This window comes from Streptomyces sp. RLA012 (genome assembly GCF_056270325.1).
Map to the genome: position 1 here is coordinate 7,284,854 of NZ_JBWDPA010000002.1, position 25,484 is coordinate 7,310,337.

21 protein-coding genes are annotated in these 25,484 nt (G+C 71.2%); 8 read left to right on the plus strand and 13 right to left on the minus strand.

Annotated elements, in window-relative coordinates:
* Positions 1–194 precede the first annotated feature (194 nt).
* The 5 genes from RV986_RS33470 to RV986_RS33490 all read right to left on the minus strand — a co-directional run bounded on the left by RV986_RS33470 (position 195) and on the right by RV986_RS33490 (position 8,327).
* Positions 195–1,928 (minus strand): tannase/feruloyl esterase family alpha/beta hydrolase, encoded by a 1,734-nt coding sequence (locus tag RV986_RS33470; protein WP_475920939.1) that lies wholly within the window; start codon positions 1,926–1,928, stop codon positions 195–197.
* A gap of 576 nt (positions 1,929–2,504) precedes the next feature.
* Positions 2,505–3,665, minus strand: coding sequence for an acyl-CoA dehydrogenase family protein (locus tag RV986_RS33475; RefSeq protein ID WP_475924528.1), 1,161 nt, complete (start codon positions 3,663–3,665; stop codon positions 2,505–2,507).
* A gap of 11 nt (positions 3,666–3,676) precedes the next feature.
* Positions 3,677–4,633 carry a hydroxymethylglutaryl-CoA lyase gene (locus RV986_RS33480; RefSeq protein ID WP_475920940.1) on the minus strand — a complete coding sequence of 319 codons (957 nt, stop codon included), beginning with the start codon at positions 4,631–4,633 and terminating at the stop codon, positions 3,677–3,679.
* Positions 4,630–6,696: an acetyl/propionyl/methylcrotonyl-CoA carboxylase subunit alpha gene (locus RV986_RS33485; protein WP_475920941.1), complete on the minus strand. Its 2,067-nt coding sequence runs from the start codon at positions 6,694–6,696 to the stop codon at positions 4,630–4,632. Before RV986_RS33485 ends, RV986_RS33480 begins: the two co-directional genes overlap by 4 nt.
* Before the next feature lie 14 nt (positions 6,697–6,710).
* On the minus strand, positions 6,711–8,327 hold the full coding sequence (locus tag RV986_RS33490; protein WP_475920942.1) for a carboxyl transferase domain-containing protein: 1,617 nt from the start codon (positions 8,325–8,327) through the stop codon (positions 6,711–6,713).
* Between the two features lie 98 nt (positions 8,328–8,425).
* Between RV986_RS33490 and RV986_RS33495 the strand changes: the two genes are divergently transcribed.
* The 5 genes from RV986_RS33495 to RV986_RS33515 all read left to right on the plus strand — a co-directional run bounded on the left by RV986_RS33495 (position 8,426) and on the right by RV986_RS33515 (position 12,976).
* Positions 8,426–9,028: an SACE_7040 family transcriptional regulator gene (locus RV986_RS33495; protein ID WP_475920943.1), complete on the plus strand. Its 603-nt coding sequence runs from the start codon at positions 8,426–8,428 to the stop codon at positions 9,026–9,028.
* Between the two features lie 143 nt (positions 9,029–9,171).
* Entirely contained in the window at positions 9,172–9,690 is a 519-nt protein-coding gene (locus RV986_RS33500) for a hypothetical protein (protein WP_475920944.1), read from the plus strand.
* 176 nt (positions 9,691–9,866) lie between these two features.
* On the plus strand, positions 9,867–11,024 hold the full coding sequence (locus tag RV986_RS33505; RefSeq protein WP_475920945.1) for an acyl-CoA dehydrogenase family protein: 1,158 nt from the start codon (positions 9,867–9,869) through the stop codon (positions 11,022–11,024).
* Between the two features lie 46 nt (positions 11,025–11,070).
* Positions 11,071–11,943 carry an acyl-CoA thioesterase II gene (gene tesB / locus RV986_RS33510; RefSeq protein WP_475920946.1) on the plus strand — a complete coding sequence of 291 codons (873 nt, stop codon included), beginning with the start codon at positions 11,071–11,073 and terminating at the stop codon, positions 11,941–11,943.
* 49 nt (positions 11,944–11,992) lie between these two features.
* The gene (locus RV986_RS33515) at positions 11,993–12,976 is read left to right on the plus strand and encodes a cation diffusion facilitator family transporter (protein ID WP_475920947.1); all 984 of its coding nucleotides are present in this window, start codon (positions 11,993–11,995) and stop codon (positions 12,974–12,976) included.
* Between the two features lie 16 nt (positions 12,977–12,992).
* On the opposite strand, the gene RV986_RS33520 is transcribed toward RV986_RS33515, so the two are convergent.
* The 5 genes from RV986_RS33520 to RV986_RS33540 form a co-directional block, all read right to left on the minus strand.
* A complete protein-coding gene (locus RV986_RS33520; RefSeq protein WP_475920948.1) occupies positions 12,993–13,508 on the minus strand; it encodes a hypothetical protein in 516 nt (171 codons plus the stop codon).
* Positions 13,509–13,614: 106 nt separating this feature from the next.
* Positions 13,615–14,355: a helix-turn-helix domain-containing protein gene (locus RV986_RS33525; RefSeq protein ID WP_475920949.1), complete on the minus strand. Its 741-nt coding sequence runs from the start codon at positions 14,353–14,355 to the stop codon at positions 13,615–13,617.
* 3 nt (positions 14,356–14,358) lie between these two features.
* On the minus strand, positions 14,359–14,511 hold the full coding sequence (locus RV986_RS33530) for a hypothetical protein (RefSeq protein ID WP_475920950.1): 153 nt from the start codon (positions 14,509–14,511) through the stop codon (positions 14,359–14,361).
* 1,226 nt (positions 14,512–15,737) lie between these two features.
* Positions 15,738–16,526: a phosphatase gene (locus RV986_RS33535; protein ID WP_475920951.1), complete on the minus strand. Its 789-nt coding sequence runs from the start codon at positions 16,524–16,526 to the stop codon at positions 15,738–15,740.
* Between the two features lie 90 nt (positions 16,527–16,616).
* Positions 16,617–18,209: a PucR family transcriptional regulator gene (locus tag RV986_RS33540; RefSeq protein WP_475920952.1), complete on the minus strand. Its 1,593-nt coding sequence runs from the start codon at positions 18,207–18,209 to the stop codon at positions 16,617–16,619.
* Between the two features lie 127 nt (positions 18,210–18,336).
* Here RV986_RS33540 and RV986_RS33545 point away from each other — a divergent pair, with 127 nt between their 5' ends.
* The 3 genes from RV986_RS33545 to RV986_RS33555 all read left to right on the plus strand — a co-directional run bounded on the left by RV986_RS33545 (position 18,337) and on the right by RV986_RS33555 (position 21,281).
* Entirely contained in the window at positions 18,337–18,483 is a 147-nt protein-coding gene (locus RV986_RS33545; RefSeq protein WP_475924742.1) for a hypothetical protein, read from the plus strand.
* A gap of 111 nt (positions 18,484–18,594) precedes the next feature.
* On the plus strand, positions 18,595–19,596 hold the full coding sequence (gene speB / locus RV986_RS33550; protein WP_475920953.1) for an agmatinase: 1,002 nt from the start codon (positions 18,595–18,597) through the stop codon (positions 19,594–19,596).
* Positions 19,593–21,281, plus strand: a complete 1,689-nt coding sequence (locus tag RV986_RS33555; protein ID WP_475920954.1) for a thiamine pyrophosphate-binding protein — start codon at positions 19,593–19,595, stop codon at positions 21,279–21,281. Before speB ends, RV986_RS33555 begins: the two co-directional genes overlap by 4 nt.
* Positions 21,282–21,310: 29 nt before the next feature.
* Here RV986_RS33555 and RV986_RS33560 read toward each other — a convergent pair whose 3' ends face one another.
* The 3 genes from RV986_RS33560 to RV986_RS33570 form a co-directional block, all read right to left on the minus strand.
* Positions 21,311–22,114: an endonuclease I family protein gene (locus tag RV986_RS33560; RefSeq protein WP_475920955.1), complete on the minus strand. Its 804-nt coding sequence runs from the start codon at positions 22,112–22,114 to the stop codon at positions 21,311–21,313.
* 203 nt (positions 22,115–22,317) lie between these two features.
* Positions 22,318–24,642, minus strand: a complete 2,325-nt coding sequence (locus tag RV986_RS33565) for a mannosyltransferase YkcB-related protein (RefSeq protein ID WP_475920956.1) — start codon at positions 24,640–24,642, stop codon at positions 22,318–22,320.
* A gap of 94 nt (positions 24,643–24,736) precedes the next feature.
* Positions 24,737–25,354: a hypothetical protein gene (locus RV986_RS33570; protein ID WP_475920957.1), complete on the minus strand. Its 618-nt coding sequence runs from the start codon at positions 25,352–25,354 to the stop codon at positions 24,737–24,739.
* Between the last annotated feature and the right edge of the window lie 130 nt (positions 25,355–25,484).

Sequence of the window (25,484 nt, forward strand, 5' to 3'; positions counted from 1 at the left end):
GAGAGTGGCTGCTTTCGGCACGGGGCGTGGCGCCCGCCGGACAAGTTCGAAGGTAGGTTAGCCTAACCTCAGTAGTTGTTCAGGTGGGGGTCGTCCGGAGCGGCTGCCACGGCGTCGCGGCCCCCGGCGGAGGCCGGGGGCCGCGACACCGTATTCGGTCGCTGTCGCTCGCTGTCGGTGCTCACATCAGGCGATCAGGCCTTGCCCCTGGAGACCACCCACTTGCCGTGCACCCAGTTGCCGACCGTCTCGTAGCCGGAGCGGAAGGAACCGAGCCAGTCGAGCGTCAGACGGGCCTCGGCGGTGGACTTGACGGGGGTGTAGCTGCTCGCGTCGTCCGCCGGGCCGCCCGTGGTGTTCTGGGCCACGTAGGGGAAGGGGTAGACGGGGCGGGTGGCGGTGGTGTTGCCGCCGCTGTTCACGGACCTGGTCGTCAGGCTGCTCGGGGCCTCGCCCTCGGTGACCCAGTCGGTCATCGCGGTCAGCGCGTCGAAGGTGTTCGGGCCCTGGCCGCCGCCGCAGTGCGCGACGCCGGGGAGCAGGAACAGCCGGGCGAAGCTCCCGGTCGCCGCGCTGCCGCCCATGACCTTCTCAACCGCCTTGTAGTACGCCATGGTTCCGACCGCGGGGATGTGCTGGTCGCCCAGACCGTGCCAGAGGATCAGCTTGCCGCCGGCCGCCTTGAACGCCTTCAGGTTCGGGTCGGTCGCGTCGTACATGCCCTCGTTGGGCTCCATGACCTTCTTGTAGTAGGCCGCGGTGAACTTGACGTCCTTGTACGTCAGCGTCGGCTGCGGGCTGTCGAAGATCTGGTAGCGGAGGGTCTCGCGGACGAAGCTGATGTCGCCGGAGGCGCCGGTGGCCGTGGCCGGTGTGATGATCCCGGCCCAGTTCAGCTCGGAGCCACGCAACTGGTAACCCGGGTACAGCAGCCTGCCGTTCTCGTCGGTCGGCCCCGCGTAGATCCGGCGCAGGGTGGTGACCTGGTCCGCCGTCAGGCAGTAGTCGTCGGCCGTGGAGGTCTGTCCGGCCGCGCACCGGACGGCCGCCGGGTCCCAGGTGCAGCTCAGCGGGTCGGCGATGATTCCGTCCGCGGGCGCGCCACAGCCCTTGAGTACGGCCGCGTGCAGCGCGGCGAGGTCGGCGTTGGTGATCGTGGCCGGGCCGCCGTCGAGGTAGACCGACTGGGCGGTCCAGGCGTGCGAGAAGGTGTTCAGCGCCGTGAAGTTGTTGGCCGGGGCACCGGCGATGATCCCGTCGAAGTCGGTCGGGTAGCGCTGAGCCTCCGTCAGGGCCTGGTGGCCGCCCTGCGAACAGCCGTCGAAGTACGCGTGGGTGGCCGCCTGCCCGTAGTACTGCTCGATGACGGCCTTGGCGGCCTGGGCGAGCTGGTGGTCGGACTTGTAGCCGAAGTCGGCGCGCAGCGTCGGGTCGGCGGAGAACAGGCCGCCGCCCTGGTAGTGGCCCTCGTCGCTGGAGGCTACGGCGAAGGCGCCGCTGGTCAGGGGGACACAGCCGGCCGAGGCGGGGGCGCTGGTCACGTTCACGTTGCCACAGAGGCCGCCGCAGCCGACCTGGAGGTAGTTCGCCTGCCAGCCGGTCTGGGGCAGCTTTATCTCGAAGTGGATCTGCGGGGCGATCACGCCCTTCACGTCACAGGCCGCCCAGTTGCCCAGGGTGTTGCTGCCCGCGGCCAGCTCCGTGGCCGAGGTGATCTCGAAGGGCACGCCGGGGACGGCGGCGGCGAGGTCCTGCGACGTGAGGCCGGCGCAGGACATGGCCGGCGCGATGCCGGAGGACGTGACGCTCGTCGTGGTCGCGCCGGTGGCGGCGGAGGCCCGCGTGTCGCCGGTCGCGCCGGTCGCGCCGGCGGCCAGTGCCACGCTTACGCCGGTCACGAGGGTGAGGGCGGTGGCGAGGGTGGCCATGAAGGTGGCTGATTTCCACCGACACCATCTGGACAGCGTGGCCATGCTCGGTCTCCAATCGCTGGTCGGACGACGGAACTCGTGGAATGTGCTGGGGGGTTGGCGGTACGGCGAAGGAACGTAGCCCGGCGTCCATCCCGGCGCAAGACGTGTCGACGAGATTGTCGACGATTTTGTCAGGTGTTTTGTTCCCGGTGAACGCAGAACCGGTCGGGGGCCGGGCCCATGGGATGCTGTTGGCGAATCCGGTCGGTCATGTCGGCTGCCCGGCATGTGTGCCGGAAGTCGTGAGCACTAAATCGATCTAGTGCTCACGACTTCCACGGAGGATGGCTCCGCTGCGGATTTGCCAACAGGGTCCCATGGCCTCGGCCCCCGACCGGTGAGGGGGAGAGCGTTTCGCCGCTGCTTGACGGTGGCCCTGCTCCGCACGAGGTACGGGCCGGGACGACTGGGTCCGGCCCGGGGCCCGTTCAGCAACACCAAGACCCCCGCGATCGGCGCCACTCTGACGTCCTGATCACCATGAAAGGGGGCCTTGGCGTGGCCGAGGTCCGTTCCGAAGGGCAGGGGCGCTCAGCCCACCAGCCCCAACTCCCGCGCGATCAGCATCCGCTGCACCTCGCTCGTGCCCTCGCCGATCTCCAGGATCTTGGAGTCGCGCCACATGCGGGCCACCGGGTACTCGTTCATGAAGCCGTAGCCGCCGTGGACCTGGGTGGCGTCGCGGGCGTTGTCGACGGCGATGGTGGAGGAGTAGAGCTTGGCGACCGCCGCCTCCTTCTTGAAGGGCTCGCCCGCGAGGAGACGGGACGCGGCGTCGCGCCAGCCGACGCGGGCCATGTGGGCCTTCATCTCCATGTCGGCGATCTTGAACTGGATGGCCTGGTTCGCGCCGATCGGACGGCCGAACGCGTGCCGCTCCTTGGCGTACTTCACCGACTCGTCGACGCAGCCCTGCGCGAGGCCCGTCGCCAGGGCCGCGATGGCGATACGGCCCTCGTCGAGGATGCGCAGGAACTGGGCGTAGCCCCGGCCCTCCTCGCCGAGCAGGTTCGCGGCCGGGACGCGGACGTCGGCGAAGGACAGCTCACGGGTGTCGGAGGCGTTCCAGCCGACCTTCGAGTACGGGGCGGCGACCGTGAAGCCGGGAGTGCCGGACGGGACGATGATCGCGGAGATCAGCGGCTTGCCGTCGGGCTTGCGGCCGGTGACCGCGGTGACCGTGACCAGGCCCGTGATGTCCGTGCCCGAGTTGGTGATGAAGCACTTGCTGCCGTTGATCACCCACTCGTCGGTGTCCGGGTCGAGACGGGCGGTCGTACGGGTCGCGCCGGCGTCCGAGCCGCCGTCCGGCTCCGTCAGGCCGAAGGCGCCGAGGATCTCGCCGGAGCAGAGACGGGGGAGCCACTCCCGCTTCTGGGCCTCCGTGCCGAAGAGATGGATCGGCATCGCGCCGAGCGAGACGCCCGCCTCCAGGGTGATGGCCACGGAGGAGTCGACGCGGGCGAGCTCCTCCAGGGCGATCCCGAGGGCGAGGTAGTCGCCGCCCATACCGCCGTACTCCTCGGGGAACGGCAGTCCGAACAGGCCCATGCGGCCCATCTCCCGCACGATCTCGTACGGGAACTCGTGCCGCTCGTAGAAGTCGCCGATCTTCGGGGCCACGACGTCGTGCGCGAACTCCTCGACCGTGCGGCGGAGTTCTTCGAGTTCGGGGGAGAGGCGGTGGTCCAGGGACATGAGGATCACTCCTGGTGGGAGAGGGCTTTGACGGTGCGGGACGGGCTGGGTCGGCCCAGCTGTCCGGCCATCCACACGCTGGTGGCGGTGAGACGGCCGAGGTCGACCCCGGTGTCGATACCGAGGCCCTGGAGCATCCATACGAGGTCTTCGGTGGCGAGGTTGCCGGTCGCGGACTTGGCGTAGGGGCAGCCGCCGAGGCCGCCCGCGGAGGCGTCGACGGTGGCGACGCCGTGCTGGAGGGCGGCCAGGGTGTTGGCGAGCGCCTGGCCGTAGGTGTCGTGGAAGTGCACGCCGAGCGCGCTGGTCGGCACGCCCTCCTCGTTCAGCTTGGAGAGAAGGGTCTGCACATGGCCCGGCGTGGCCACCCCGATCGTGTCGCCGAGGCTCAGCTCGTCGCAGCCCATGTCCATCAGGGCCTTGCAGACGCGCACGACCTGGTGGATGGGGACGGCGCCCTCCCAAGGGTCGCCGAAACACATCGAGATATAGCTGCGGACGTGCACCTTGTCCGCCTTGGCCCGGGACACCACCGGCTCGAACATGGCCAGGGACTCGTCGACCGTCCGGTTGAGATTCGCCTTCGCGAAGGACTCCGTCGCGCTGGCGAAGAGGGCGACATGGCGGGCGCCGAGGGCCAGCGCCCGGTCCAGACCCCGTTGGTTGGGCACGAGGACCGGGAGGTGCACCCCCGAGGACTTGCCCAGGTCGCTCACGAGCGGGAACAGCTGCTCCGCGTCCGCCAGTTGGGGCACCCACTCGGGGTGGACGAAGCTGGTGGCCTCGACGGTGGTCAGGCCCGCGTCGGCGAGGCGCCGGATGAACTCGGCCTTGACGTCCGTCGGCACGGTCGCCTTCTCGTTCTGCAGCCCGTCACGCGCGCCGACCTCGTAGATCCGCACCCGGGCGGGCAGGTCCGGGGCCGCCACGGCCATGGGGAGGCCCAGTTCGGGGGTACTCATGTCGTCTCCTCGTACGATGTGGTCTCCTCGTACGGCGTGATCACGGCCAGCACCTGGTCCATGGCGACGGTCGTGCCCGGGGTGACGTCCAGCTCGCTGACGGTCCCGGCATGCGGGGCCGAGATGACGTGCTCCATCTTCATCGCCTCCACCACCAACAGGCTCTGCCCGACGGCCACTTCGTCCCCCACGGCCACCTTCACCACGGTCACTGTGCCGGGCATGGGCGCGGTGAGCGAGTCCGCTCCGGCGTGCGCGGCGCCGGTGAGGGAGGCGGCCACGGGGTCGTGGTCGCGCACGTGCCAGGCGTCACCCTCGCGGCCGAGCCAGGTGCCGTCCGGCAGGGCGGCGAAGGTGTGGGTGACACCGTCGAGCCGGAAGGTGAACCGGGACGCGCCGGACCCTTCGGCGGGCACGGGGAGGGTTCCCCGGAGGGGCCGCTCCTCGCCTTCGAGCAGCAGCTCGACGCCGCCGTCCGCCGCGCGGCGCACGCGGACGGTCACGGGATCGTGCCCCGGCAGCCGCACAGGGTGAGCCGTCCAGGCAGGCGCGCCGCCCAGGCGCCAGCCGTCCGGGACGGAGAACGGATCGACCCAGCCGGGGGCTTCGGAGGTCCCGAAGGCCACCGGGGCCCCGGAAGCCCGGGGGCCGAGGGCCGCCTGGCGCAGCAGCGCCGCCGCCGCGTACACCTCCGCCGGGACCGCCCGCGCGGCGAGTTCGTCCGCCACCCGCTCCACCAACCCGGTGTCCAGGTCCCCCGCCACCACCGCCGGATGGGCCAGCAGCCGCCGCAGGAACCCGGCGTTGGTCTGCACGCCGAGCGTGACCGTCTGCGCGAGGGCGGCGCGCAGCTTGCGCAGCGCGGTCGCGCGGTCCGGCCCGTACGCGATGACCTTGGACAGCATCGGGTCGTAGAGCGAACCGACCTCCGTGCCCTCGCTCAGCCCCGAGTCGGTGCGCATGCCGTCGCCCTGGGGCTCGTGCAGGGCGAGCACCGTGCCGCCGGACGGCAGGAAGCCGCGCGCCGGGTCCTCGGCGCAGATGCGTGCCTCCACCGCGTGCCCGGTGAGGGTGATGTCCTGCTGCCTGTACGGCAGCCGCTCGCCCGCGGCGACCCGCAGCTGCCACTCCACCAGGTCGAGCCCCGTGACCAGCTCGGTGACCGGGTGCTCCACCTGGAGGCGGGTGTTCATCTCCATGAAGAAGTACGACGACGGGTCGGAGCCGGGGACGATGAACTCGACCGTGCCCGCGCCCTCGTACCCGCAGGAGCGGGCCGCCTGGACCGCCGCCTCGCCCATCGCCGCGCGGGTGTCGGCGTCGAGGAGCACACTGGGCGCCTCCTCGATGATCTTCTGGTGGCGGCGCTGGAGGGAGCACTCGCGCTCGCCCAGGTGGACGACGTTGCCGTGGCCGTCGGCCAGGACCTGGATCTCGATGTGCCGGGGGCGGTCGACCCAGCGCTCGACGAGGAGGGTGTCGTCGCCGAAGGAGGCGCGGGCCTCGCGGCGGGCGGCGGCGATCTCCTCGCCCAGTGCCGACGCGTCCCGCGCCAGCCGCATGCCCTTGCCGCCACCGCCCGCCGACGGCTTGAGCAGCACGGGCATGCCGATCTCCCGTGCGGCCTCGGCCAGCTGAGCGTCCGTGAGGCCGCTGCCGGACGAGCCGGGAACGACCGGGACCCCGGCCGCCTTCACCGTCTCCTTGGCGCGGATCTTGTCGCCCATGAGTGCGATCGCGTCGGCGGGCGGGCCGATGAAGACCAGCCCGGCGTCGGCGCACGCGCGCGCGAACGAGGCGTTCTCGGCGAGGAAGCCGTACCCGGGGTGCACCGCCTGGGCCCCGGTGCGAGCGGCGGCTTCGAGGAGCCGCTCCACCGACAGATAGCTCTCGGCGGCCGGCGCCGGACCGATCCGTACCGCCGTGTCCGCCTCGCGCACATGCCGGGCGTCGGCGTCCGCGTCGGAGAAGACGGCGACCGAGCGCACGCCGAGCGCGCGCAGGGTGCGGATGACGCGTACGGCGATCTCGCCCCGGTTGGCCACAAGGACTGTCTCGAACATCTCGGGCACCCTCATCACATCCGGAAGACGCCGAACTGGGGTTGACCCAGGGGCGCGTTGGCGCAGGCGGTCAGGGCGAGCCCCAGCACCTGCCGGGTCTCCAGCGGGTCGATCACGCCGTCGTCCCACAGCCGGGCCGTCGCGTAGTAGGCACTGCCCTGCCGCTCGTACTGGGCGCGGATCGGGGCCTTGAAGGCGTCCTCGTCCTCGGCGGGCCAGGACTCGCCGCGCGCCTCCAGCTGGTCGCGTTTGACGGTCGCGAGGACGGACGCGGCCTGCTCGCCGCCCATCACGGAGATCTTGGCGCCGGGCCACATCCACAGGAAGCGCGGTGAGTACGCCCGGCCGCACATCGAGTAGTTGCCCGCGCCGTACGAACCGCCGATCACCACGGTCAGCTTGGGCACACGCGTGCAGGCGACTGCCGTGACCATCTTGGCGCCGTGCTTGGCGATGCCACCCGCCTCGTACTGGCGCCCCACCATGAAGCCCGAGATGTTCTGCAGGAAGACCAGGGGGATGCCGCGCTGGTCGCACAGCTCGATGAAGTGGGCGCCCTTCTGGGCGGACTCGGAGAACAGGATGCCGTTGTTGGCGACGATCCCGACCGGGTGCCCGTGGATCCGTGCGAAGCCCGTGACCAGGGTCTGTCCGAACTCCGCCTTGAACTCGGCGAAGCGCGAACCGTCCACCACGCGCGCGATGACCTCGCGTACGTCATAGGGGGTGCGGGAGTCGACGGGCACCGCGCCGTAGAGCCCGTACGGGTCCACCTTGGGCTCGACGGACTGCTCGACCGCCCAGGGGAGTGGCCCGCGCGCGGGGAGCGTCGCCGCGATGTTCCGGACGATCCGCAGCGCGTGCGCGTCGTCCTCCGCGAGGTGGTCGGTGACGCCCGACACGCGCGCGTGGACCTCGCCGCCGCCCAGCTCCTCGGCGGTGACGACCTCACCGGTGGCGGCCTTCACCAGCGGGGGCCCGCCGAGGAAGATCGTGCCCTGGTTGCGCACGATCACCGCCTCGTCGCTCATCGCCGGGACATACGCGCCGCCGGCCGTGCACGAGCCGAGGACGGCGGCGATCTGCGGGATCCCCGCCCCCGACATCCGCGCCTGGTTGTAGAAGATCCGCCCGAAGTGCTCGCGGTCCGGGAAGACCTCGTCCTGCATGGGCAGGAAGGCGCCTCCGGAGTCGACGAGGTAGACACAGGGGAGGCGGTTCTCGAGCGCCACCTCCTGCGCCCGCAGGTGCTTCTTCACGGTCATCGGGTAGTACGTGCCGCCCTTGACGGTGGCGTCATTGGCGACGATCACGCACTCCCGGCCGCTGACCCGGCCGATCCCGGCGATCACTCCGGCGGCCGGTGCCTGATCGTCGTACATCCCGTGGGCGGCCAGCGGGGCCAGTTCGAGGAAGGGCGAGCCCGGGTCGAGGAGCGTGTCCACACGCTCGCGCGGGAGCAGCTTCCCGCGCGCGGTGTGCCGCTCCCGGGCCCGCTCACCGCCCCCGAGGCGCGCCTCGGCGAGCTTGGCGCGCAGTTCCTCGCCGAGGGCGCGATGGGCCGCCTCGTTGGTCCGCCAGGCCTCCGACGCGGGGTCTGCCGCGCTCGTCAGCTCCGGTGCTTCGTGCATTCCTGCGGTCCCCTCACCCAGTGGTCGACCAGTTAATGAGCGTTAACGCATGTCGTCCAGGTTAACGACCGCTAACGTCCCTGTCTAGAATTGCTTCCATGGCCACGAGAACCGACGCCCCCACCCGACGCGAGCAGATCCTCAAGGAGGCCGCCCGGCTGTTCGCCGAGCGCGGCTTCCACGGCGTCGGGGTGGACGAGATAGGGGCGGCGGTCGGCATCAGCGGCCCCGGTCTGTACCGGCACTTCCCGGGCAAGGACGCGATGCTCGCCGAACTGCTGGTGGGCATCAGCGGGCAGCTGCTCACCGGCGGCAAGCGCCGGGTGGCGGAGGCCGACGGGAGCTCCGAGGCGCTGCTCGACTCGCTCATCGAGGGGCACATCGACTTCGCGCTGGACGACCGCCCCCTGATCACCCTGCACGACCGCGAGCTGGACCGCCTCCGCGACAGCGACCGCAAGCTCGTGCGGCAGCTGCAGCGGCAGTACGTCGAGCTGTGGGTGGAGGTCGTGCGCGAGGTCTACCCGGGGCTCGCCGAACCCGCCGCCCGCTCGGCGGTGCACTCGGTGTTCGGGCTGCTGAACTCCACGCCCCACCTGGGCCGGCCCGGCGTGCTGCCGGGGCGCGCGGGGACGTCCGAGCTGCTGCACCGGATGGCGCGGGGGGCGTTCGCGGCGGCGGCCGGGGCGGCGGTCCAGTAGACGTTCGTGCCGCCGCCCAAGTGGTGGGGCCCATGGGTGCGTTGAGCCGTGAGCCGTGAGCCGTGAGCCGTGCTCGGTGCTCGGTGATCCGTGATCGTGGCCTTCTTCGGCCGCGTGCCACCCGTGCTCGGTAGGTTCGCGCCATGAGTGAAGACGAGGACTATCTGGAGAAGAGCCCGGCGGCCGCACGGATGGGAAAGGCGGCCGAGTACCTGGTCGCGGCCTCGGCCATCCTCGCCACGGGCGGTGAGCTGAACGTCTCCACCTCGCTCGTGGACGACGAAGGGGTGGACCTCGTCTTCCACCGGCGCGGGAGCTCGGCGACCCTCGCGGTACAGGTGAAGGCCCGGATGTCCACCGGGGCGCAGGTGCAGCAGGGCAGGCTGATGGCCTTCGTGCGTTCTCAGACCTTCCAGCCGCGGGCCGACCTGGACATGCTGTTCGTCGCCGTGGATGTCGAGCGGGGGACGGTCATGACCGCCTGGCTGATACCGAGCGGCACCTTCGGTGAGATGATCGCCGAGCCCAACAGCAGGGGGCGCTTCCGGTTCTCGGCGTCGATGAAGCCGGACTCCAACGACCGCTGGACCCCGTTCCGGCTGACCGCCGCGGAGCTTCCGAAGCGCGTTCTCGCCCGGCTGGCCGAGCTGGAGCGGGCGTGACGAGCGTCATGGGGGCGTGCGGCCGAAGGCTCTGGACGGTCGTCGTGACCGACGGGTAACCTGAGTGCTGAGCAAGCGCTTAGCCAAGGGACCGCAGCCATCCATTGAGCAACCCCGACGGCGAGCAACCACATCCGCGAGAGCGGCGCCGGTTTAGGCGCAGAGAGGGGCCGGCGGTGCGCCGTACGGTGTTCAACGAGGACCACGAGGCGTTCCGGGAGACCCTGCGGGCCTTCATAGAGGCCGAGGTCGTTCCCGTCTACGACGAGTGGTTCGCCGCGGGCCAGGCGCCGCGCGACTTCTACTACAAGCTCGCCGAGCTCGGCGTCTTCGGCATCCGCGTGGACGAGGAGTACGGCGGCGCCGGCATCGACTCGTACAAGTTCGAGGCCGTGATGTACGAGGAGACCGCCCGCGCGGGTGTCTCCTTCGGCGGTTCCGGTGTGCACGTGCTGCTCGGCCTGCCCTACATCAAGGCGCTCGCCACCGACGAGCAGAAGAAGCGCTTCCTGCCGAAGTTCGTCTCCGGCGAGGAGATGTGGGCCCTCGCGATGACCGAGCCGGGCACCGGCTCCGACCTCGCGGGCATGAAGACCACCGCGAAGCTCTCCGAGGACGGCACGCACTACGTCCTCAACGGCGCCAAGACCTTCATCACCGGTGGCGTGCACGCCGACCGCGTGATCGTCTGCGCCCGCACCTCCGCGCCGACCGCCGAGGACCGCCGCTTCGGCATCTCCCTCTTCGCCGTCGACACCAAGTCCGAGGGCTACTCGGTCGGCCGCAAGCTGGACAAGCTCGGCCTGAAGACCTCCGACACCGCCGAGCTGGCGTTCGTCGATGTGAAGGTCCCGGCCGAGGACCTGCTCGGCGAGGAGAACAAGGGCTTCTACTACCTCGGCGGCAACCTGCCCTCCGAGCGCTGGGGCATCGCCTTCGGCGCGTACGCGCAGGCCAAGGCCGCCGTCCGGTTCGCCAAGGAGTATGTGCAGGAGCGCACCGTCTTCGGCAAGCCGGTCGCCCACTTCCAGAACACCAAGTTCGAGCTGGCCGCCTGCCAGGCCGAGGTGGACGCCGCCGAGGCCGTCGCCGACCGCGCCCTGGAGGCCCTGGACGCCGGCGAGCTGACCCCGGCCGAGGCCGCCAGCGCCAAGCTGTTCTGCACCGAGGTCGCGCACCGCGTCATCGACCGCTGCCTCCAGCTGCACGGCGGCTACGGCTTCATGAACGAGTACCCGATCGCCCGCCTGTACGCGGACAACCGCGTCAACCGCATCTACGGCGGCACCAGCGAGATCATGAAGACGATCATCGCGAAGGACATGGGCCTGTAAGGCCCGCGAAAGATCACCGGAAACAACCGCACGGTACAACTGGCACATGAGCGAGGCACTTCAGTCTCTCCTCGATCTGCTCGACCTGGAGCGGATCGAGGAGAACATCTTCCGCGGCCGGTCCCAGTCCGCCGTCGTCCCGCGCGTCTTCGGCGGACAGGTGGCGGCGCAGGCACTGGTGGCCGCCGGGCGCACGGTCCCCGAGGACCGGCACGCCCACTCCCTGCACGCGTACTTCCTGCGGCCGGGGGACCCCGGCGCGCCCATCGTGTACACGGTGGACCGCATCCGCGACGGACGCTCCTTCACCACCCGCCGCGTCGTCGCCATCCAGCACGGGCAGCCGATCTTCCACCTCTCCGCGTCCTTCCAGACGTACGAGGAGGGCATGGAGCACCAGGCCCCGATGCCGCCCGCGCCCGACCCGGAGTCGCTGCCCACGGCCGCCGAGCTGCTGCCGCTGTACGCCGACGTCTTCAAGGACGCCGCCGTCGTGGAACGGCTCCTCGAATCGCGCGAGTCCGTCGATCTGCGGTACGTCGACGCGCCGCCGTACGGCACCGTGGGCGAGCCCCGTGAACCGCACTCCCAGGTGTGGTTCCGCACCAACGGCAAACTGGCCGACGATCCACTCCTCCATGTCGTCCTCGCCACCTATGTCTCCGACATGACGCTCCTCGACTCGATCCTGCTCGCGCACGGACGCGGCGGCTGGGTCACCGGTGACGTGGTCGGGGCCTCGCTGGACCACGCCATGTGGTTCCACCGCCCGTTCCGCGCCGACGAATGGCTCCTGTACGACCAGGAGTCGCCGTCCGCCTCCGGAGGCCGGGGCCTCGGCCAGGCCCGTATCTACACACAGGACGGACGGCTGGCCATTTCGGTGATCCAGGAGGGCGTGGTCCGCATCCCCCGTTAGGACCCGGACGACAGGACGGGGGCGTGCCGGGTAAGACTGGGGCATGGGCATGACTGAAGCGGAAGCTGCACGGGACGACGGTGACGGCGGCGGTGAGAGCACCGCCACGGTGATCGTCGCCGCCCTCGCCAACCTCGGGATCGCGTTGGCCAAGGCGGTCGCGGGCGTCATCAGCGGATCGAGCGCGATGCTGTCCGAGGCGGCGCACTCGGTGGCCGACACGGTCACCGAGGTGCTGCTGCTGACCGCGCTGAGGCGGAGCGAGAAACCGGCCGACGAGGACCATCCGCTGGGCTACGGCCCCGAACGCTACATCTGGGCGATGCTCGCCGCCGTCGCCACCTTCGTCGGCGGCGCGGTCTTCTCGATCTACGACGGCGTCCACACCCTCGTCGCGGGCGAGGAGTTGGGCGATCCGCTCGTGTCCTATGTCGTGCTGGTGGCCGCCTTCCTCCTGGAGGGCTACTCCCTGCGCACCGGCGTGCGCCAGGCACGCGGTGAGGCGGAGCGCATCGGGGCGCCCTTCAAGCGCTACCTCCGGTACACCCCGGACACCGCCGTGAAGGCCGTCGTCATGGAGGACCTGGCCGCGCTGATCGGTCTCGTCCTCGCCGCGGGCGGTCTGCTCGGCGGGCAGCTCACCGGCTCCGGCGTCTGGGACGGCATCGCGTCGCTCTCCATCGGCCTCCTCCTGCTGTACGTCGCCTGGGTCCTCGGCCGCTCCAACGCCGAGCTGCTGATCGGCCGCCCCCTGCCCAAGTCGGTGCGGGAGCGGATCCGGGCCGAACTGCTGGCCGTGGAGCACGTGGAGGCCGTACTGGAGCTCACGACCCTCGTCCAGGGGCCGCGTGAGGCGCTGGTCGCGGCCAAGGTCGACTTCCGGGACGTGTCCACGGCCGCCCAGATCGAGTGGGCCTGCGAACAGGCGGAAGCGCGGCTGCGGGAGGTGTTCCCCATGGTGAGCCGGGTGTACCTCGACCCGACACCGGGGTACGCCCAGCGCCGCGAGGAGGGCCTGAACCCGTGGCCGTAGGCCCCGCACGGGCTGGTCAGGCCTTGCGCAGGACCCGGATCCGCTGCTGCGCCCTGCTCACGGCGCGTTCCAGTTCCACGCGGGCGTGCTCCTGCTTCATCGCGCGCTCCATGTGTGCGTCGAGCTCCGCCTGCGGCACCCTTGCCGGGCCGGTGAGCCGGGGGAGGTCCGTGGCGAGGTAGCCCTCGAAGCGCTCCGCGACATCGTGCAGTTCGGCGCGGATCACCTCCAACTGGTCGGCGGAGGCCTTGATGAGGTTGCGCAGCCTCCTCAGCGGGGCGAGGTCGGCGGCCCGGCAGGGCTTCTGGGCGAGCTCGCACAGCTTCTCGAAGGTCTCCTTGAGGTAGCTGTCGGCGTCGTCGAGGTCCTTGGCGTTGTCGTCGGTGTCGCGGGTCTTCTTCATCCAGGCGAACACCTGCCGGCCGTGGCGGATCCCGAGGAGTGCGAGGGCGGCCGTGACCGCGCCGGACAGGGCGGCCACCACCACTGGGGAGCCGGCGCCGGCCGCCAGGGTGGTCGAGCTGAGGATCATCGTGGTCCGATCCGTTCGTGGGAGCGCGCCTGACCCTGCACGGGGCCCTGCGACGGTGCGGGAAGTCGTTGTTGACGGGGGCCGGTTGCCGCGGGGTGGGGAGCGACTACGAGGGCAGGGCGATGTCGCGCAGGGCGAGGCGGTCCGTCACCACGAACTGCCGGTACTTGCTGGTGACCACGCCGTGGGTCTCGCGCAGGGTGCGGACCGCGTTCTCGACCGTGGAGACGCCCATCAGGAGCGCGTCGGCGAGGTCCCGCTGGGTCGGCCCCAGGATGGTGACGTGGCCGGGGTCGGCGGAGTTCGTCCGGCCGGCGACCCCGGCCAGGTGCAGCAGCAGACCGCCGACCCGCTGCACGGGCGAGCGGGTCGGGGTGCAGTAGATCATCTCGTCGCTGCGGTTACGGTCCTCCAGGCTGCGCAGCAGGGCCAGTTGGGCGGCCTGCTGTTGGCGCAGCAGGACGTTCATGCGCTGTACGGAGCAGGGCATGACCCAGGTCGTGGTCAGGCAGACGGTCGTGACCGCCGCCCCGGGGTCGATCAGCTTGGCCTCGCCCAGGAGTTCGCCGACGCCGCGGAACCTCGTGATCCTGGGGGAGGCGACCCCGGTGCCGAAGGGGAAACGCTCCTGAAGGACGCAGCCGCCCAGGACGATGTACACGTTTGCGTCGCCCGGTCCGAGCGGCAGCTCCTCGTCGCGTTCGTACACACGGGCGTCCAGGCCCCAGGTGCTGACGAGCAGCGGCCAGGTGTCGCCGGGGAGGTGGTGGAGAAAGCTGCCCTCGGGCATCGCTTGACGGCCCTTGAGGACGTCGCTGGTGCGGAAGGCGTCGACCTTGGGAGGCATCGGTCACTCCCCTGCCCGGGCCGCGGGGCACGGCGTCGCGGAGGCGTACGGCCGTAACGGGCCGTGATGGTGACGCCGTGTCAGCCGGGGGGTGCCGACGACCCGGGTGACGAGGGTCTTCGGCGCGGCGACGCCATCGGCGACGGCGGTCTGCATCGGTTCCGAGGTCCTTCCCGCTCGGGAAAAAGCAGGGGACCGGGTGCGGCCGCCGACCGGCGGCCGCACCCGGGCTGGTGGGTCCAGAGCCCTCTCCGTCGCATGGTCATCCGGCTGGTTTAGGTCCGAACGCGAGGCGAAGGCGTTACATCGACATTAGCGCTACCCGCGCGGAAATCGCCAGTCGCGCATGTGTGGCGGCGGTAATTTCTCCTCGGCGGAGGTCCCGGAGAGAAGGGAAAACAAACCCCCTCGCAGGAGGGTTTTGTTGCGATGACTCCGTTGCGTGCGGCAGGGGTTACGCTCCGTCTTTGCGGAGGGAAGGCCGTCAAGTGTGAATGCCGGGATTTTGAAAGGGCATACGCGGAAACGCTTGAAATTTTCCCGCAGATGAGCGGTGTGGGGCGCGGATGTGAACGCAATGGAAAACAAGGAGGCCCCGGGGAACCACCCCCGAGGCCTCCAGGAAAGGGCCTGGACCCACCAAGGCTCAGACCGACTTCCAGTAAACACCATGGGCTGCGAAAAGGTCACTCCGGCAGGGAAACGTCCAGCAGCCTTCCCTCTGGGGAGGGATTCGTGGGCCGGACCTGACCGCATCCCGTCACGGAGGCGAGGCGCACCGCCACCCGCACCTTAAGTCCCTTTTGGTGCGCCGGGCGCATTTCGTCACGCGGTTCGTTTCGTTCATTGCTCATGTTGGAACGGCACGAGTGAATAACGATCACATCTGGATCGGTGTCGACCGGCCGGCCCGGGGTGCCCTTACCGGTGCACCCGCACGATCGACAGCTTGAAGATAGAACTAACAAGCGTTCGATAAAGCGCGTTAATGTTGTCACTTACCTTCCGGTGGGGCGCTGGACGCATGGTCGCGCGAATCCTTTTCGGCGATTTCGAGCGCCTTGAATTCGGCTCCCTTTCTCATTTTTTGACGCGCGCGCGAAAAAAGGGGCCGGAGGGTGGCGGTAATCCACCCTCCGGCCCTTTGGCCGTGCCGCCCGGTCTCTGGAAAGTCGACTAATTAGCAGGAGTCCCTGACCGCTGAGCGGTGCCATCGGGCCCCGGTTGAGCCCCGGCGCGGCGCCAACACCCTTACCCGGCAAGGAGGTCGGGCCGACGAGGGGCCGCAACGGCGCGTAGTGCGCCGAACACTCTCCAGGTGTGGGCGAATACTTTCCGTAGCCGATTCGTGCGAGGCGCCGCACGTGTTTCCGCGGCGGGGGTCAGAGAAGTCCCGCCGTGGAGAGCAGATACGCCGTCATCGGGTCGTAGAACCGCGGGCTCGTGACGTGGTCGTCGAGGGGGACCGTCACCTGGACCGTGCCCTCGGCCTCGGCGATGAAGAGGGCGGGGTCGTTGCAGTCGGCGTAGCCGACGGAGTCGATGCCGAGCTGCCCCGCGCAGCCGGCCCAGCCGTGGTCGGCGACCACCAGGTCGGGCAGCGGACGGCCCGCACCCTCAAGGCCCTTGAGGATCGCGCGCATCGGCTCGCCCGAGTGGGTGTGCCACAGCGTCGCGCCGTGCTCCAGCATCGCGACGTCCGCGAACTGCATCAGGTACCCCTCGTCCGTCTGCAGCCCGTCCGGGATGACGACGATCTCGCAGCCGGCGGTGCGCAGGGCGGTGGCGGTGGCGTGATGCACGTCGATGAGGCCGCCGGGGTGGCCGGTCGCGAACAGCACCCGCTGCTCGCCGTCCGCCGCCTTGCGCAGCCGGGCCGCCATCCGGTCCAGGGCGTCCACGGTCAGCTCGGGGTCGATGGTGTCCTGGCCGTAGCGGTACTCCGGGTCGTCGTTCACGCCGCACCGCTCCGCCATCACCGCGAGGACGTCCTGCTCGTCCGTCCAGCGGTCGCCGAGCTCCAGCCCGAGCCAGAAGTTGCGCTCGCCGTTCGCGAGCTTGCGGTAGTGGGAGAGGTTGTTCTCGCGGGGCGTGGCGACGTCGCCCGCGATACGGGTCATGACCAGGTGGTCGACGAGCTCGGCGCGGCTGGGGGTCCCGGTTATCGGCATGACACCCATTGTGCCGGGGCGCTCCGCCGGGAGGGCAGTTGTCCTGAACCGTGGGATGCGGGTCACTCGGGGTGAGGCGGCGCGGGCTCCTCAGCCCTCCCGCAGGGCGAACCACAACTCCATCCGTACGTCGGCGTCGTCGAGGTCCGCCCTCAGCAAGGTCGCGCACCGTGCGATGCGTTGGCGGACGGTGTTGCGGTGGACGGAGAGGGCGACGGCCGTGCGGTCCCAACTTCCGTGCAGGGAGAGCCAGGTGCGGAGGGTCTCGGTGAGGGCGGGGGTCGCGGCGATGGGGGCGAGGAGGGCGCGGGCGTGGGCCTCGGCGTCGGACGGGGGGACCAGGTCCGCCAGCGCGGGGCGCTCGCCGTGGCGGACCAGGGGCGTGCGGGTCGCGCGGGCACGGGCCAGGGCGCGGGCGGCCTGAGCGTCGGCGGACGCCCACTCGTGCGGGCCGACCGGCGTGCTGACCCCGCAGGTCCAGCCCTCCTGCGCGGTCGGCTCGCGGTCGCCGGGCACGAGGACGCGTACGACCTCGCGGCCGGCGTCGATGAGCGCGGAGCCCAGCGCCGCCCCCAGCGCGGACGCGGCGACGGCGTCCGGCGCCGGGCCGTCCGCCGCCGGGCGGGCGTGCACGACCGTCCACCGGTCCCCGCCGAGCAAGGGGGCCACGTCCTCGGGCGCGGCGCCCAGCAGCAGCCGTACCAGCGCCGCCGAGCGCGCCGCGCCGCTCCCGCTCTGCTGGTCCCCGGTGAGAAGGGAGAGGAGTACCGCCGCGACGGAGGCGATGGTGTGGTCCCCGGGGTCCCGGCGCGGCGCCGCGATCCCGAGGACGAAGCCCTGCCCGCCGCCGAGGGCGTACGCGGCGAGGTGGGTGCCGCCGACGGTGTCGCTGGCGGAGGAGGGCGTGGGGGTGGGGGAGGGCGCGGGTGAGGGGGTGGGGCCCTGGGGCCCGGCGGCGGCCCGGGTCTCTCCGGGGTGTACGACGGCCGCCAGTTCGGCGAGGGCCGCCACGGGACCCGCTTCCGGTGCCCTCCCCGCCCGCGCCAGCTCCGCGCCCTCCGGGCCGTACAGCACCGCCCAGCCCGCCACCCGCTGGGCCAGCTGCCGCAGGACCGCCGGTACCGGGTCGGGGCGGGCCGCGGCGGCCGCGAGGCTCTGCTGGGCCTCCGTGACGCGCCGCAGCTCCGCCAGGCGGGCCTGGGCCATCAGCTGCCAGACCGCGCGGGCCACGCCCGAGAACGTGGTCCGGGGCGGGACCTCCAGCAGTGGCAGGCCGTGGCTGTCGCAGGCCGCGACCAGCGCGCGCGGAACCGTGTCGTGCACCGGCGCCAGGCCGAAGCCGAGCGCCGCGCCGCCCGCCGCCACGATCCGTGAGACGTAGCCGTCGAAATAGCCGAAGCCGTCGGAGTCGTCGGAGTCGTCGGAGTCGTCGGAGCAGGTGTCCGAGCCGGCGCCGGCCGCCTCCGGGATGTGCACCCCGGCGGTCAGCAGCAGCTCACCGCCCAGCAGATACGGGTACGGGTCCGCCATCTCCGAGGTGTGCGCCCAGTGGATCACCGTGTCGGGGTCGGTCGGGCCCGCGATCAGACGCAGGGCCAGGTCCTCCCGGGCCAGCAGTGCGCTCAGCGGCACCGGCGGGGTGGGTGGGACGGCCGGTGCGGAAGGCGGCGGTGTGTCCGGCATGGGTGGACGGTTCCTCCATCCCGTTCGGATCGAATGGATGAAACGTACACTTCGCAGTCGCTTTCCGGCCACTTAGTGTCGGTCCCGACCGGCAGCCGCGGGTACGGGCGGATGTCCCCGTGATCAGTTGCCGGCCCAGTCCCCACATCACCCGCACGACACGCCACCCACACCCGCGACCGACCCGGCGGTGCTGGCCGCCTGGCGCGAGCGGCTGGCCGGGCGCGGCACGGATGCCGAGGCCCCGGCCGAGCCGACGGCCGCGGTCGCCTAGCCGCCGCACCCCACCCCGGCCCACCCGGCCCCCGGTCAGCGGGGTCCGCGACACTGGAAGACGCACCACTCGTACCGACGCACCACCCGTACCACCTGGAGGAGTCCGACGATGAGCAGCACCGAGTACCCGGCAGCAGGCGGCAGCCAGCCACGCGGCCCCGTCGACTCGTCCCGCGTCCCGCGGTACGCGGGTCCCGCGACCTTCGCCCGGCTGCCGCGTCTCGACGAGGTCGGCCGCGCGGACGTCGCGGTGGTCGGCGTGCCCTTCGACTCCGGTGTCTCCTACCGTCCGGGCGCCCGCTTCGGCGGCAACGCGATCCGCGAGGCCTCCCGGCTGCTGCGCCCGTACAACCCGGCGCAGGACGCCTCCCCCTTCGCCCTCGCCCAGGTCGCCGACGCGGGCGACATCGCGGCGAACCCGTTCAACATCAACGAGGCCGTGGAGACCGTCGAGGCGGCCGCCGACGAGCTGCTCGGCACGGGGGCCCGGCTGATGACGCTGGGCGGCGACCACACCATCGCCCTCCCGCTGCTGCGCTCCGTCGCCAAGAAGCACGGCCCCGTGGCCCTGCTCCACTTCGACGCGCACCTCGACACCTGGGACACCTACTTCGGCGCCGAGTACACGCACGGCACCCCGTTCCGCCGCGCGGTCGAGGAGGGCATCCTCGACACCTCCGCCCTCTCCCACGTCGGCACCCGCGGCCCGCTGTACGGCAAGCAGGACCTCACCGACGACGAGAAGATGGGCTTCGGCATCGTCACCTCGGCGGACATCTACCGCCGCGGCGCCGACGAGGTCGCCGACCAGCTGCGCCAGCGCATCGGCGACCGGCCGCTGTACATCTCCATCGACATCGACTGCCTCGACCCGGCGCACGCCCCCGGCACGGGCACACCCGAGGCGGGCGGCATGACCTCGCGCGAGCTCCTGGAGATCCTGCGCGGACTGTCCTCCTGCAACCTGGTCTCGGCCGATGTCGTCGAGGTCGCGCCCGCGTACGACCACGCCGAGATCACCGCGGTGGCCGCGTCCCACACGGCGTACGAGCTCACCACGATCATGTCCCGCCAGATCGCGCAGGCCCGCAAGGACGGCGAAGCGAAGTGACCCACGACCACGACCTGGTGCTCCGTCCGTCTGCGGCGCAGACGGAGGCCGCGCTGAACCCTCCCCCCGGCCGCAACGGCGGAGACCTGGTCGTGGAGACCCTCTCCGGTCTCGGCGCGACGACCGTCTTCGGCCTGCCCGGCCAGCACGCGCTGGGCATGTTCGACGCCCTGCGCCGCTCCTCGCTCCAGTACGTCGGGCTGCGCGTGGAGAACAACGCGGGGTTCGCGGCGGACGCGTACGGCCGGATCACCGGCGAGGCCGCGCCCCTGCTGCTCTCCACCGGCCCCGGGGCACTGACCTCGCTGGCCGCGCTCCAGGAGGCCGCCGCGGCCTCCGCCCCCGTCCTCGCCATCAGCAGCCAGATCCCCACCGCCGGGCTGGGCGGCGGACGCCACGGATATCTGCACGAACTCCCCGACCAGCAGGCGTCGTTCAGGGGCGTGGTCAAGTCGGTCCACACGGTCCGTACGCAGTCCCAGATCCCATCCGCCCTCGCGGCGGCCTGGGAGTCGGCGCTGACCGCCCCGCACGGCCCGGTCTGGGTGGAGATCCCGCAGGACGTACTCCTCGCCGAGACCCACCTGCCGCAGGTCACGGCGATGGACGCGACCCCGGAGGACGTCGTCCCGCGCCCCGAACTGACCGCCCTCGCGGCCCACTTGCTGTCCTCGGCGGCCCGCCCCGCGATCATCGCGGGCGGCGGCGTCGTACGGTCGGACGCGTCCGGCAAGCTGCGCCGGCTCGCCGAGAGGCTGAACGCCCCGGTCGTCACCACCTTCGGCGGCAAGGGCGCCTTCCCCTGGAACCACCCGCTCTCGCTCCAGTCCTGGCTGGAGGACCGGCACACGACGGACTTCCTGGAGGACGCGGACGTCCTGCTGGTGGTGGGCTCGGGGCTCGGCGAACTCTCCTCGAACTACCACACGTTCAAGCCCCGGGGCCGGGTCGTCCAGATCGAGGCCGACCTCGGCAAGCTGGAGTCCAACCACCCGGCGCTGGGCATCCACGCGGACGCCCGGCTCGCGCTCTCCGCGCTGCTGGAGACCGTCGAGGAGCGCCCCGACCCGACGGCGCCGGACCGGGTGCGCGCGGTGCTCGACCGGGTGGCGGAGCGCATTGCCGGGCAGGAACTCACCCTGGAACAGGAGGTGTTGGCGGCGGTCCGCCGCGCCCTCCCGTCCTCCTCGCCGTCCTTCTGGGACATGACCATCCTGGCGTACTGGGCCTGGTCCGCCTTCGACCCGCGCGGCACCAACACCATGCACTCCGCCCAGGGCGCGGGCGGCCTCGGCTACGGCTTCCCGGCGGCCCTCGGCGCGGCGGTGGCCGATCCCACCCGCCCCGTTCTCGCGGTCTCCGGCGACGGCGGCGCGCTGTATTCGATCGCCGAGCTCGCCACGGCGAGGCAGTACGACCTGAACGTCACCTGGCTGATCGTCGACGACGGCGGCTACGGCATCCTGCGCGAGTACATGACCGACGCCTTCGGCCGGGCCACGGCGACGGAGCTGGCCCGCCCCGACTACGTGGCCCTGGCCGAGTCCTTCGGCGTCCCGGGGGTCCGTACGACCCCCGGGACACTGGAGCAGGACCTGGCGAAGGCCCTGGCGAGCCCCGGCCCGTCAGTGGTGCTGCTCCCGGCGGTGCTGCGGATGTTCGCACCCACACACCTCGGGGACTGACAGCACCGCGAGTCCGGAGGAGCGGCTGCCTACCAGATCGCCTCGACCCACTCCGGGTGGTCGATGAACGGGTTCCGGTTGTGCTGGTAGGTGTCGTAGATGACCTGGTTGCGCTTCTCCTCGAAGGCGCTCGGCGGGTCCTCGTCGCTCCACTGCTTGAGGACGGAGAGCTTGCCGATGTACGGGTTGCTGCCGTTGTTCACCTTCTCGTTGGGTTCGAGGTCGGCCCAGCCGTCGTCGCCCTCGTACCGCACGGCCATGTAGAGGATCATGCGGGCAACGTCGCCCTTGTCCGCGTCGCGCGGCTCGAACGAGTCGGAGTCGGTGAGGCTGCCTCCCCCGCCGCTGACCGTGCTGCCGCCGTTGTCGAAGTCCTTGTTGCCACGGATGCTGTTGACCTGGACGTCCGCGGGACGCAGGTGGTGCAGGTCCGTGCCGGGACCGGTCGCCTCGCCGAAGTCGCCGTGCGACTTGGCCCACGTGTGCTCGCGGTTCCAGTCGCCGACGTCCCCGCCGTTGAGGGACTTGCTGCGCGAGACACCGCTGTACAGCAGGATCACGTTGCTGCTGTTGTTCGGGTCCTGGTCGGTCGCCATGAGCGCGTTCCAGACCGCGGAGTACGAGATCTTGGTCTGGCTGCTGATGATCGTGTGCAGCGAGGACTTCAGACTCGTGCCGGTCTTCCCGACGGCGTTCTTGTAGTACGTGCTGTCGTACGCGGTCGTCGTGGCGCTCGCGGGAGTCGCGGTCACCGCGGGCAGGGTGAGGCCTACAAACACGGCGGAGGTGGCGAGCGCCAGCGTCTTCCAGCGGCGTATGTGCGTGGCGGGCATGGTGGGGGCGTCCGTTCTACGCGGGTTGAATGTGCGGGCAAACGGGAGCGTGACATGGACATGCGGTTCTGGGAATGAACGGGAGGTGTCGGTTGCGTGTCGGAAACCGGCAAGTCGCCTGTTGCGCACGCGATATGACCCACCAAAAGGCCCCTGACCGGGGGTGACATGGTCAGGGGCCTTCTGGTGTGCGGGGGAGTGCGTCAGTTCAGGTCGGACGGGTCGAGGCGGTAGAGCGTCGACGTCTGGGTGGTGGACGAGGAGGAGTCCGAGGACGTCGAGGAGTTCGACGAGGAGTTCGACGAGTTCGACGACGAGGTCGAGCTCTTGCTGTACGCGCTCTCCTTCACCGCCGTGGCGTTCTTCTGCACCCAGGCGGTGATCTCCGAGTTGAGCGTGTTGTTGCCGCCCATGCCGCCCCCCATGCCGCCGCCGAGCTGGATGTAGTGCAGCTCGCCCTTCTTCACCAGCTCCTTGAGCTTGGCGAGCGTCATGGCCTTGTCGGAGCCGGTGAAGCCGAACATGGAGATCACGGGCTTGCCGGTGCTCACGATCAGCTGCGAGGCGCTCTGCGAGTTGGACACCGCGAGCAGCCAGGTGGCGCCGTCCTGGTGCTTCTCCAGGTAGGCGACCAGTTCGCTGCTGGTGGTGCCGCCCATGCCGCCGCCACCGCCACCGCCCGCGCCGCCACCGGGGAAGCCGCCGGTACTGCCCGTGCCGCCGGGCTGTTCGCCGGTGCCGTTCGGAGGCGTGCCGTTCTGGCCGCCGGTCGGGGCGCCTTCCTGGCCGCCGGGTGCGCCGCCGCCCTGGGGCAGTTCGCCGTTGCCGCCCGGGAAGCCGCCCTGTTGGCCGCCCGCCTCGGTGTTCCGGCCGCCCTGCTGGGTGCCGCCGGGCGCCTCGCCGCCGGGGGCGTTGCCGCCGCCGAAGCCGCCCCGGCCGCCGCCGGGACCGCCGCCGCCGAAGCCGCCGCTGCCGGTGGAGGGGCCGGCGGTCGGGTTGGTGCCGCCCATGCCGCCGCCTGCGCCGCCACCGGCGCCCGCGGGTACGGCGATCGCGTACGCCGCCGGACCCGCCAGGGCCGCGACGAACGCCGCGGCCACGGACGCGGCCAGCAGCCGTACCCGATGGCCGGAGCGGAACACGAGCAGGCCCACGATCGCCAGCGCCATGACCACCGCGATGGCCGGCCACAGCCAGCTGTTCCAGCCGGAGGCCCGGCGCAGCAGCACGACGGCCCAGATACCGGTGACCGCGAGAGCGGCGGGCAGCACCCAGGACCAGCGCGCGTCGTCGCCGCGGAAGGCGCGCAGGAGCATCACGCCGCCCGCGCCGGTGAGAGCCGCGATGCCGGGGGCGAGCGCGGTCGTGTAGTACGGGTGCATGGTGCCCTCGGCCATGCTGAAGGTCAGGAAGTGCAGTACGGTCCAGCCGCCCCACAGCAGCAGCGCGGCGCGCGTCCGGTCGGTGCGCGGGGCACGGCCGCACAGGACGAGGCCGCCGACGAGCGCGATGCCCGCGAAGGGGAGCAGCCAGGAGATCTGGCCGCCGAGGGTGTCGTTGAACATCCGGCCGAGACCCGCGGTACCGGCGAAGGTGCCGCCGCCTCCGCCGCCGCCCGCGCCGCCGCCTCCGCCGCCTCCGCCGTTGCCCTCGCCGCCGAGGACGCGGCCCAGGCCGTTGTAGCCCATGATCAGGTTCCAGGCGCTGCCGTCCGTCGAACCGCCGATGTACGGGCGGTCGTCGGCGGGCACGAGGGAGACCGCCGCGGCCCACCAGAAGCTGGCCACGGCCAGGGCCACGGCCGCGAGCAGCAGGTTGCGGGCCTTCTGCAGCCAGCCGAGCCGCGACGCGTACAGGTACACGGCGAAGACGGCGGGCAGGGCGATGTAGCCCTGGAGCATCTTGGTGTTGAAGGCGAGTCCGAAGCACACCGCCGAGCCGAGCAGCGGCAGCAGCCTGTCGTCGCGGGTGGCCCGCAGCCCCAGGGCGGCGGCCGCGACCATCAGCAGTACGAGGGTGGTGTCGGGGTTGTTGTCACGGTTGATGGCGACGGTGATCGGGGTCAGGGCGAGGACGAGCGCGGCCACGGTCGCCGCCACGTGCCCGAAGACCCGCTTCACCGAGGAGTGCAGGATCCAGATCGTGCCGAGCGCGGCCGCGATCATGGGTGCCATCATCTGCCAGGTGCCGAAGCCGAAGATCCGGCAGAACAGGCTCATGATCATGAGGGCGAACGGCGGTTTGTCGACCGTGATGAAGTTGCCCGCGTCCAGCGAGCCGAAGAACCACGCCTTCCAGCTGTGCGTGCCACTGAGCACGGCGGCGCTGTAGAAGCTGTTCAGGCTGGAGGAGGACAGGTTCCAGGAGTACAGCACCGCGGCCAGCACCATGATCGCGATCAGGGCGGGGAGCGACCAGCGGGGCGCGGCGGGAGTGGGCGACGGCTCCTGGGGCGGCGCGGTGGCCGGTGCGCCGGGAGCCACGGAGGGGCCGGGGGCCGGGGGCAGTGGATCGGTGGCAGATGTCACCAGTGCACCTTGCATACGGCCGATGGGCGGGGGCTGTGCCCTGCCTGGGGGCGAGCTGTGGATGGATGAGATCCCGGTAAGAGAACGTCGTGCCCTAACCGCGGTCCGGCTGGGAGAGCCAAGGGGCGAGGACGTCGCTCATCAGTTCGGCGAAGGCGTCGTCCAGGGCGCCTTCCCGGCGTTGGTCGCCCACTGCTTCGGGACAGAGGGCGGCAGGCCGGGCGATCCAGAGGATCTTCCAGGTCCCGGAGTTCAGCGCGGGGTCGCCCCAGATCCCGCCGTTCGGGACGAGCGGGTGCAGCAGATCGCTGATCCGTTCCAGCGCGAGCCGTACCAAAGGGCCCTCGGTCGCTGTGTGGGCCGTGTTGAAGGCTGTGGGTGAGGAGCGGGCGACGGCGGCTGTGGTCGGATGGCGGCGGATGCTGCGAACGACGTGTGCCAGGTGGCCGGTGATTCCTGGAACGGTCCCATCGCTGGGGTGGGTGCGGTGCGCCGCGTCGAAGGCGTGGGCGAGTTCGGCCTTCAGCGCGAGCAGGTGCAGTTTGGAGGCGGACTTCCAGTTGGCGTAAAGAAAGTTGCGTGACGTGCCACTGTCGCGGGCGATGGCGGTGAGGGGCACGTCCAGGCCGTCGGCGCGCATGAGTTCGCGCACTGTGGCGACCACCTGGGCCGCGCCGTAGGGGTTGCTCTCGTACGTGAATCCAGGGCTCATGGCACCAACTGTGTAAAAAGGTGTGAGCAGTCGGAGGGTGGTTGCCACTTGTGCACTCAAACGAGCGACCTGTGAGCGATGGGGGCGGGATTGTGCACGGTCTCTGGCGGAGGTAGTGCTGACGCGGGGG

Excerpts from the sequence above, each read along its gene's own strand:
- RV986_RS33470 (WP_475920939.1), bottom strand. The coding sequence starts at position 1,928 with ATGGCCACCCTCGCCACCGCCCTCACCCTCGTGACCGGCGTAAGCGTG.
- RV986_RS33480 (WP_475920940.1), bottom strand. The coding sequence starts at position 4,633 with ATGAGTACCCCCGAACTGGGCCTCCCCATGGCCGTGGCGGCCCCGGAC.
- RV986_RS33485 (WP_475920941.1), bottom strand. The coding sequence starts at position 6,696 with ATGTTCGAGACAGTCCTTGTGGCCAACCGGGGCGAGATCGCCGTACGC.
- RV986_RS33490 (WP_475920942.1), bottom strand. The coding sequence starts at position 8,327 with ATGCACGAAGCACCGGAGCTGACGAGCGCGGCAGACCCCGCGTCGGAG.
- RV986_RS33495 (WP_475920943.1), top strand. The coding sequence starts at position 8,426 with ATGGCCACGAGAACCGACGCCCCCACCCGACGCGAGCAGATCCTCAAG.
- RV986_RS33500 (WP_475920944.1), top strand. The coding sequence starts at position 9,172 with ATGAGTGAAGACGAGGACTATCTGGAGAAGAGCCCGGCGGCCGCACGG.
- tesB (WP_475920946.1), top strand. The coding sequence starts at position 11,071 with ATGAGCGAGGCACTTCAGTCTCTCCTCGATCTGCTCGACCTGGAGCGG.
- RV986_RS33515 (WP_475920947.1), top strand. The coding sequence starts at position 11,993 with ATGACTGAAGCGGAAGCTGCACGGGACGACGGTGACGGCGGCGGTGAG.
- RV986_RS33520 (WP_475920948.1), bottom strand. The coding sequence starts at position 13,508 with ATGATCCTCAGCTCGACCACCCTGGCGGCCGGCGCCGGCTCCCCAGTG.
- RV986_RS33525 (WP_475920949.1), bottom strand. The coding sequence starts at position 14,355 with ATGCCTCCCAAGGTCGACGCCTTCCGCACCAGCGACGTCCTCAAGGGC.
- RV986_RS33530 (WP_475920950.1), bottom strand. The coding sequence starts at position 14,511 with ATGCAGACCGCCGTCGCCGATGGCGTCGCCGCGCCGAAGACCCTCGTC.
- RV986_RS33535 (WP_475920951.1), bottom strand. The coding sequence starts at position 16,526 with ATGCCGATAACCGGGACCCCCAGCCGCGCCGAGCTCGTCGACCACCTG.
- RV986_RS33540 (WP_475920952.1), bottom strand. The coding sequence starts at position 18,209 with ATGCCGGACACACCGCCGCCTTCCGCACCGGCCGTCCCACCCACCCCG.
- speB (WP_475920953.1), top strand. The coding sequence starts at position 18,595 with ATGAGCAGCACCGAGTACCCGGCAGCAGGCGGCAGCCAGCCACGCGGC.
- RV986_RS33560 (WP_475920955.1), bottom strand. The coding sequence starts at position 22,114 with ATGCCCGCCACGCACATACGCCGCTGGAAGACGCTGGCGCTCGCCACC.
- RV986_RS33570 (WP_475920957.1), bottom strand. The coding sequence starts at position 25,354 with ATGAGCCCTGGATTCACGTACGAGAGCAACCCCTACGGCGCGGCCCAG.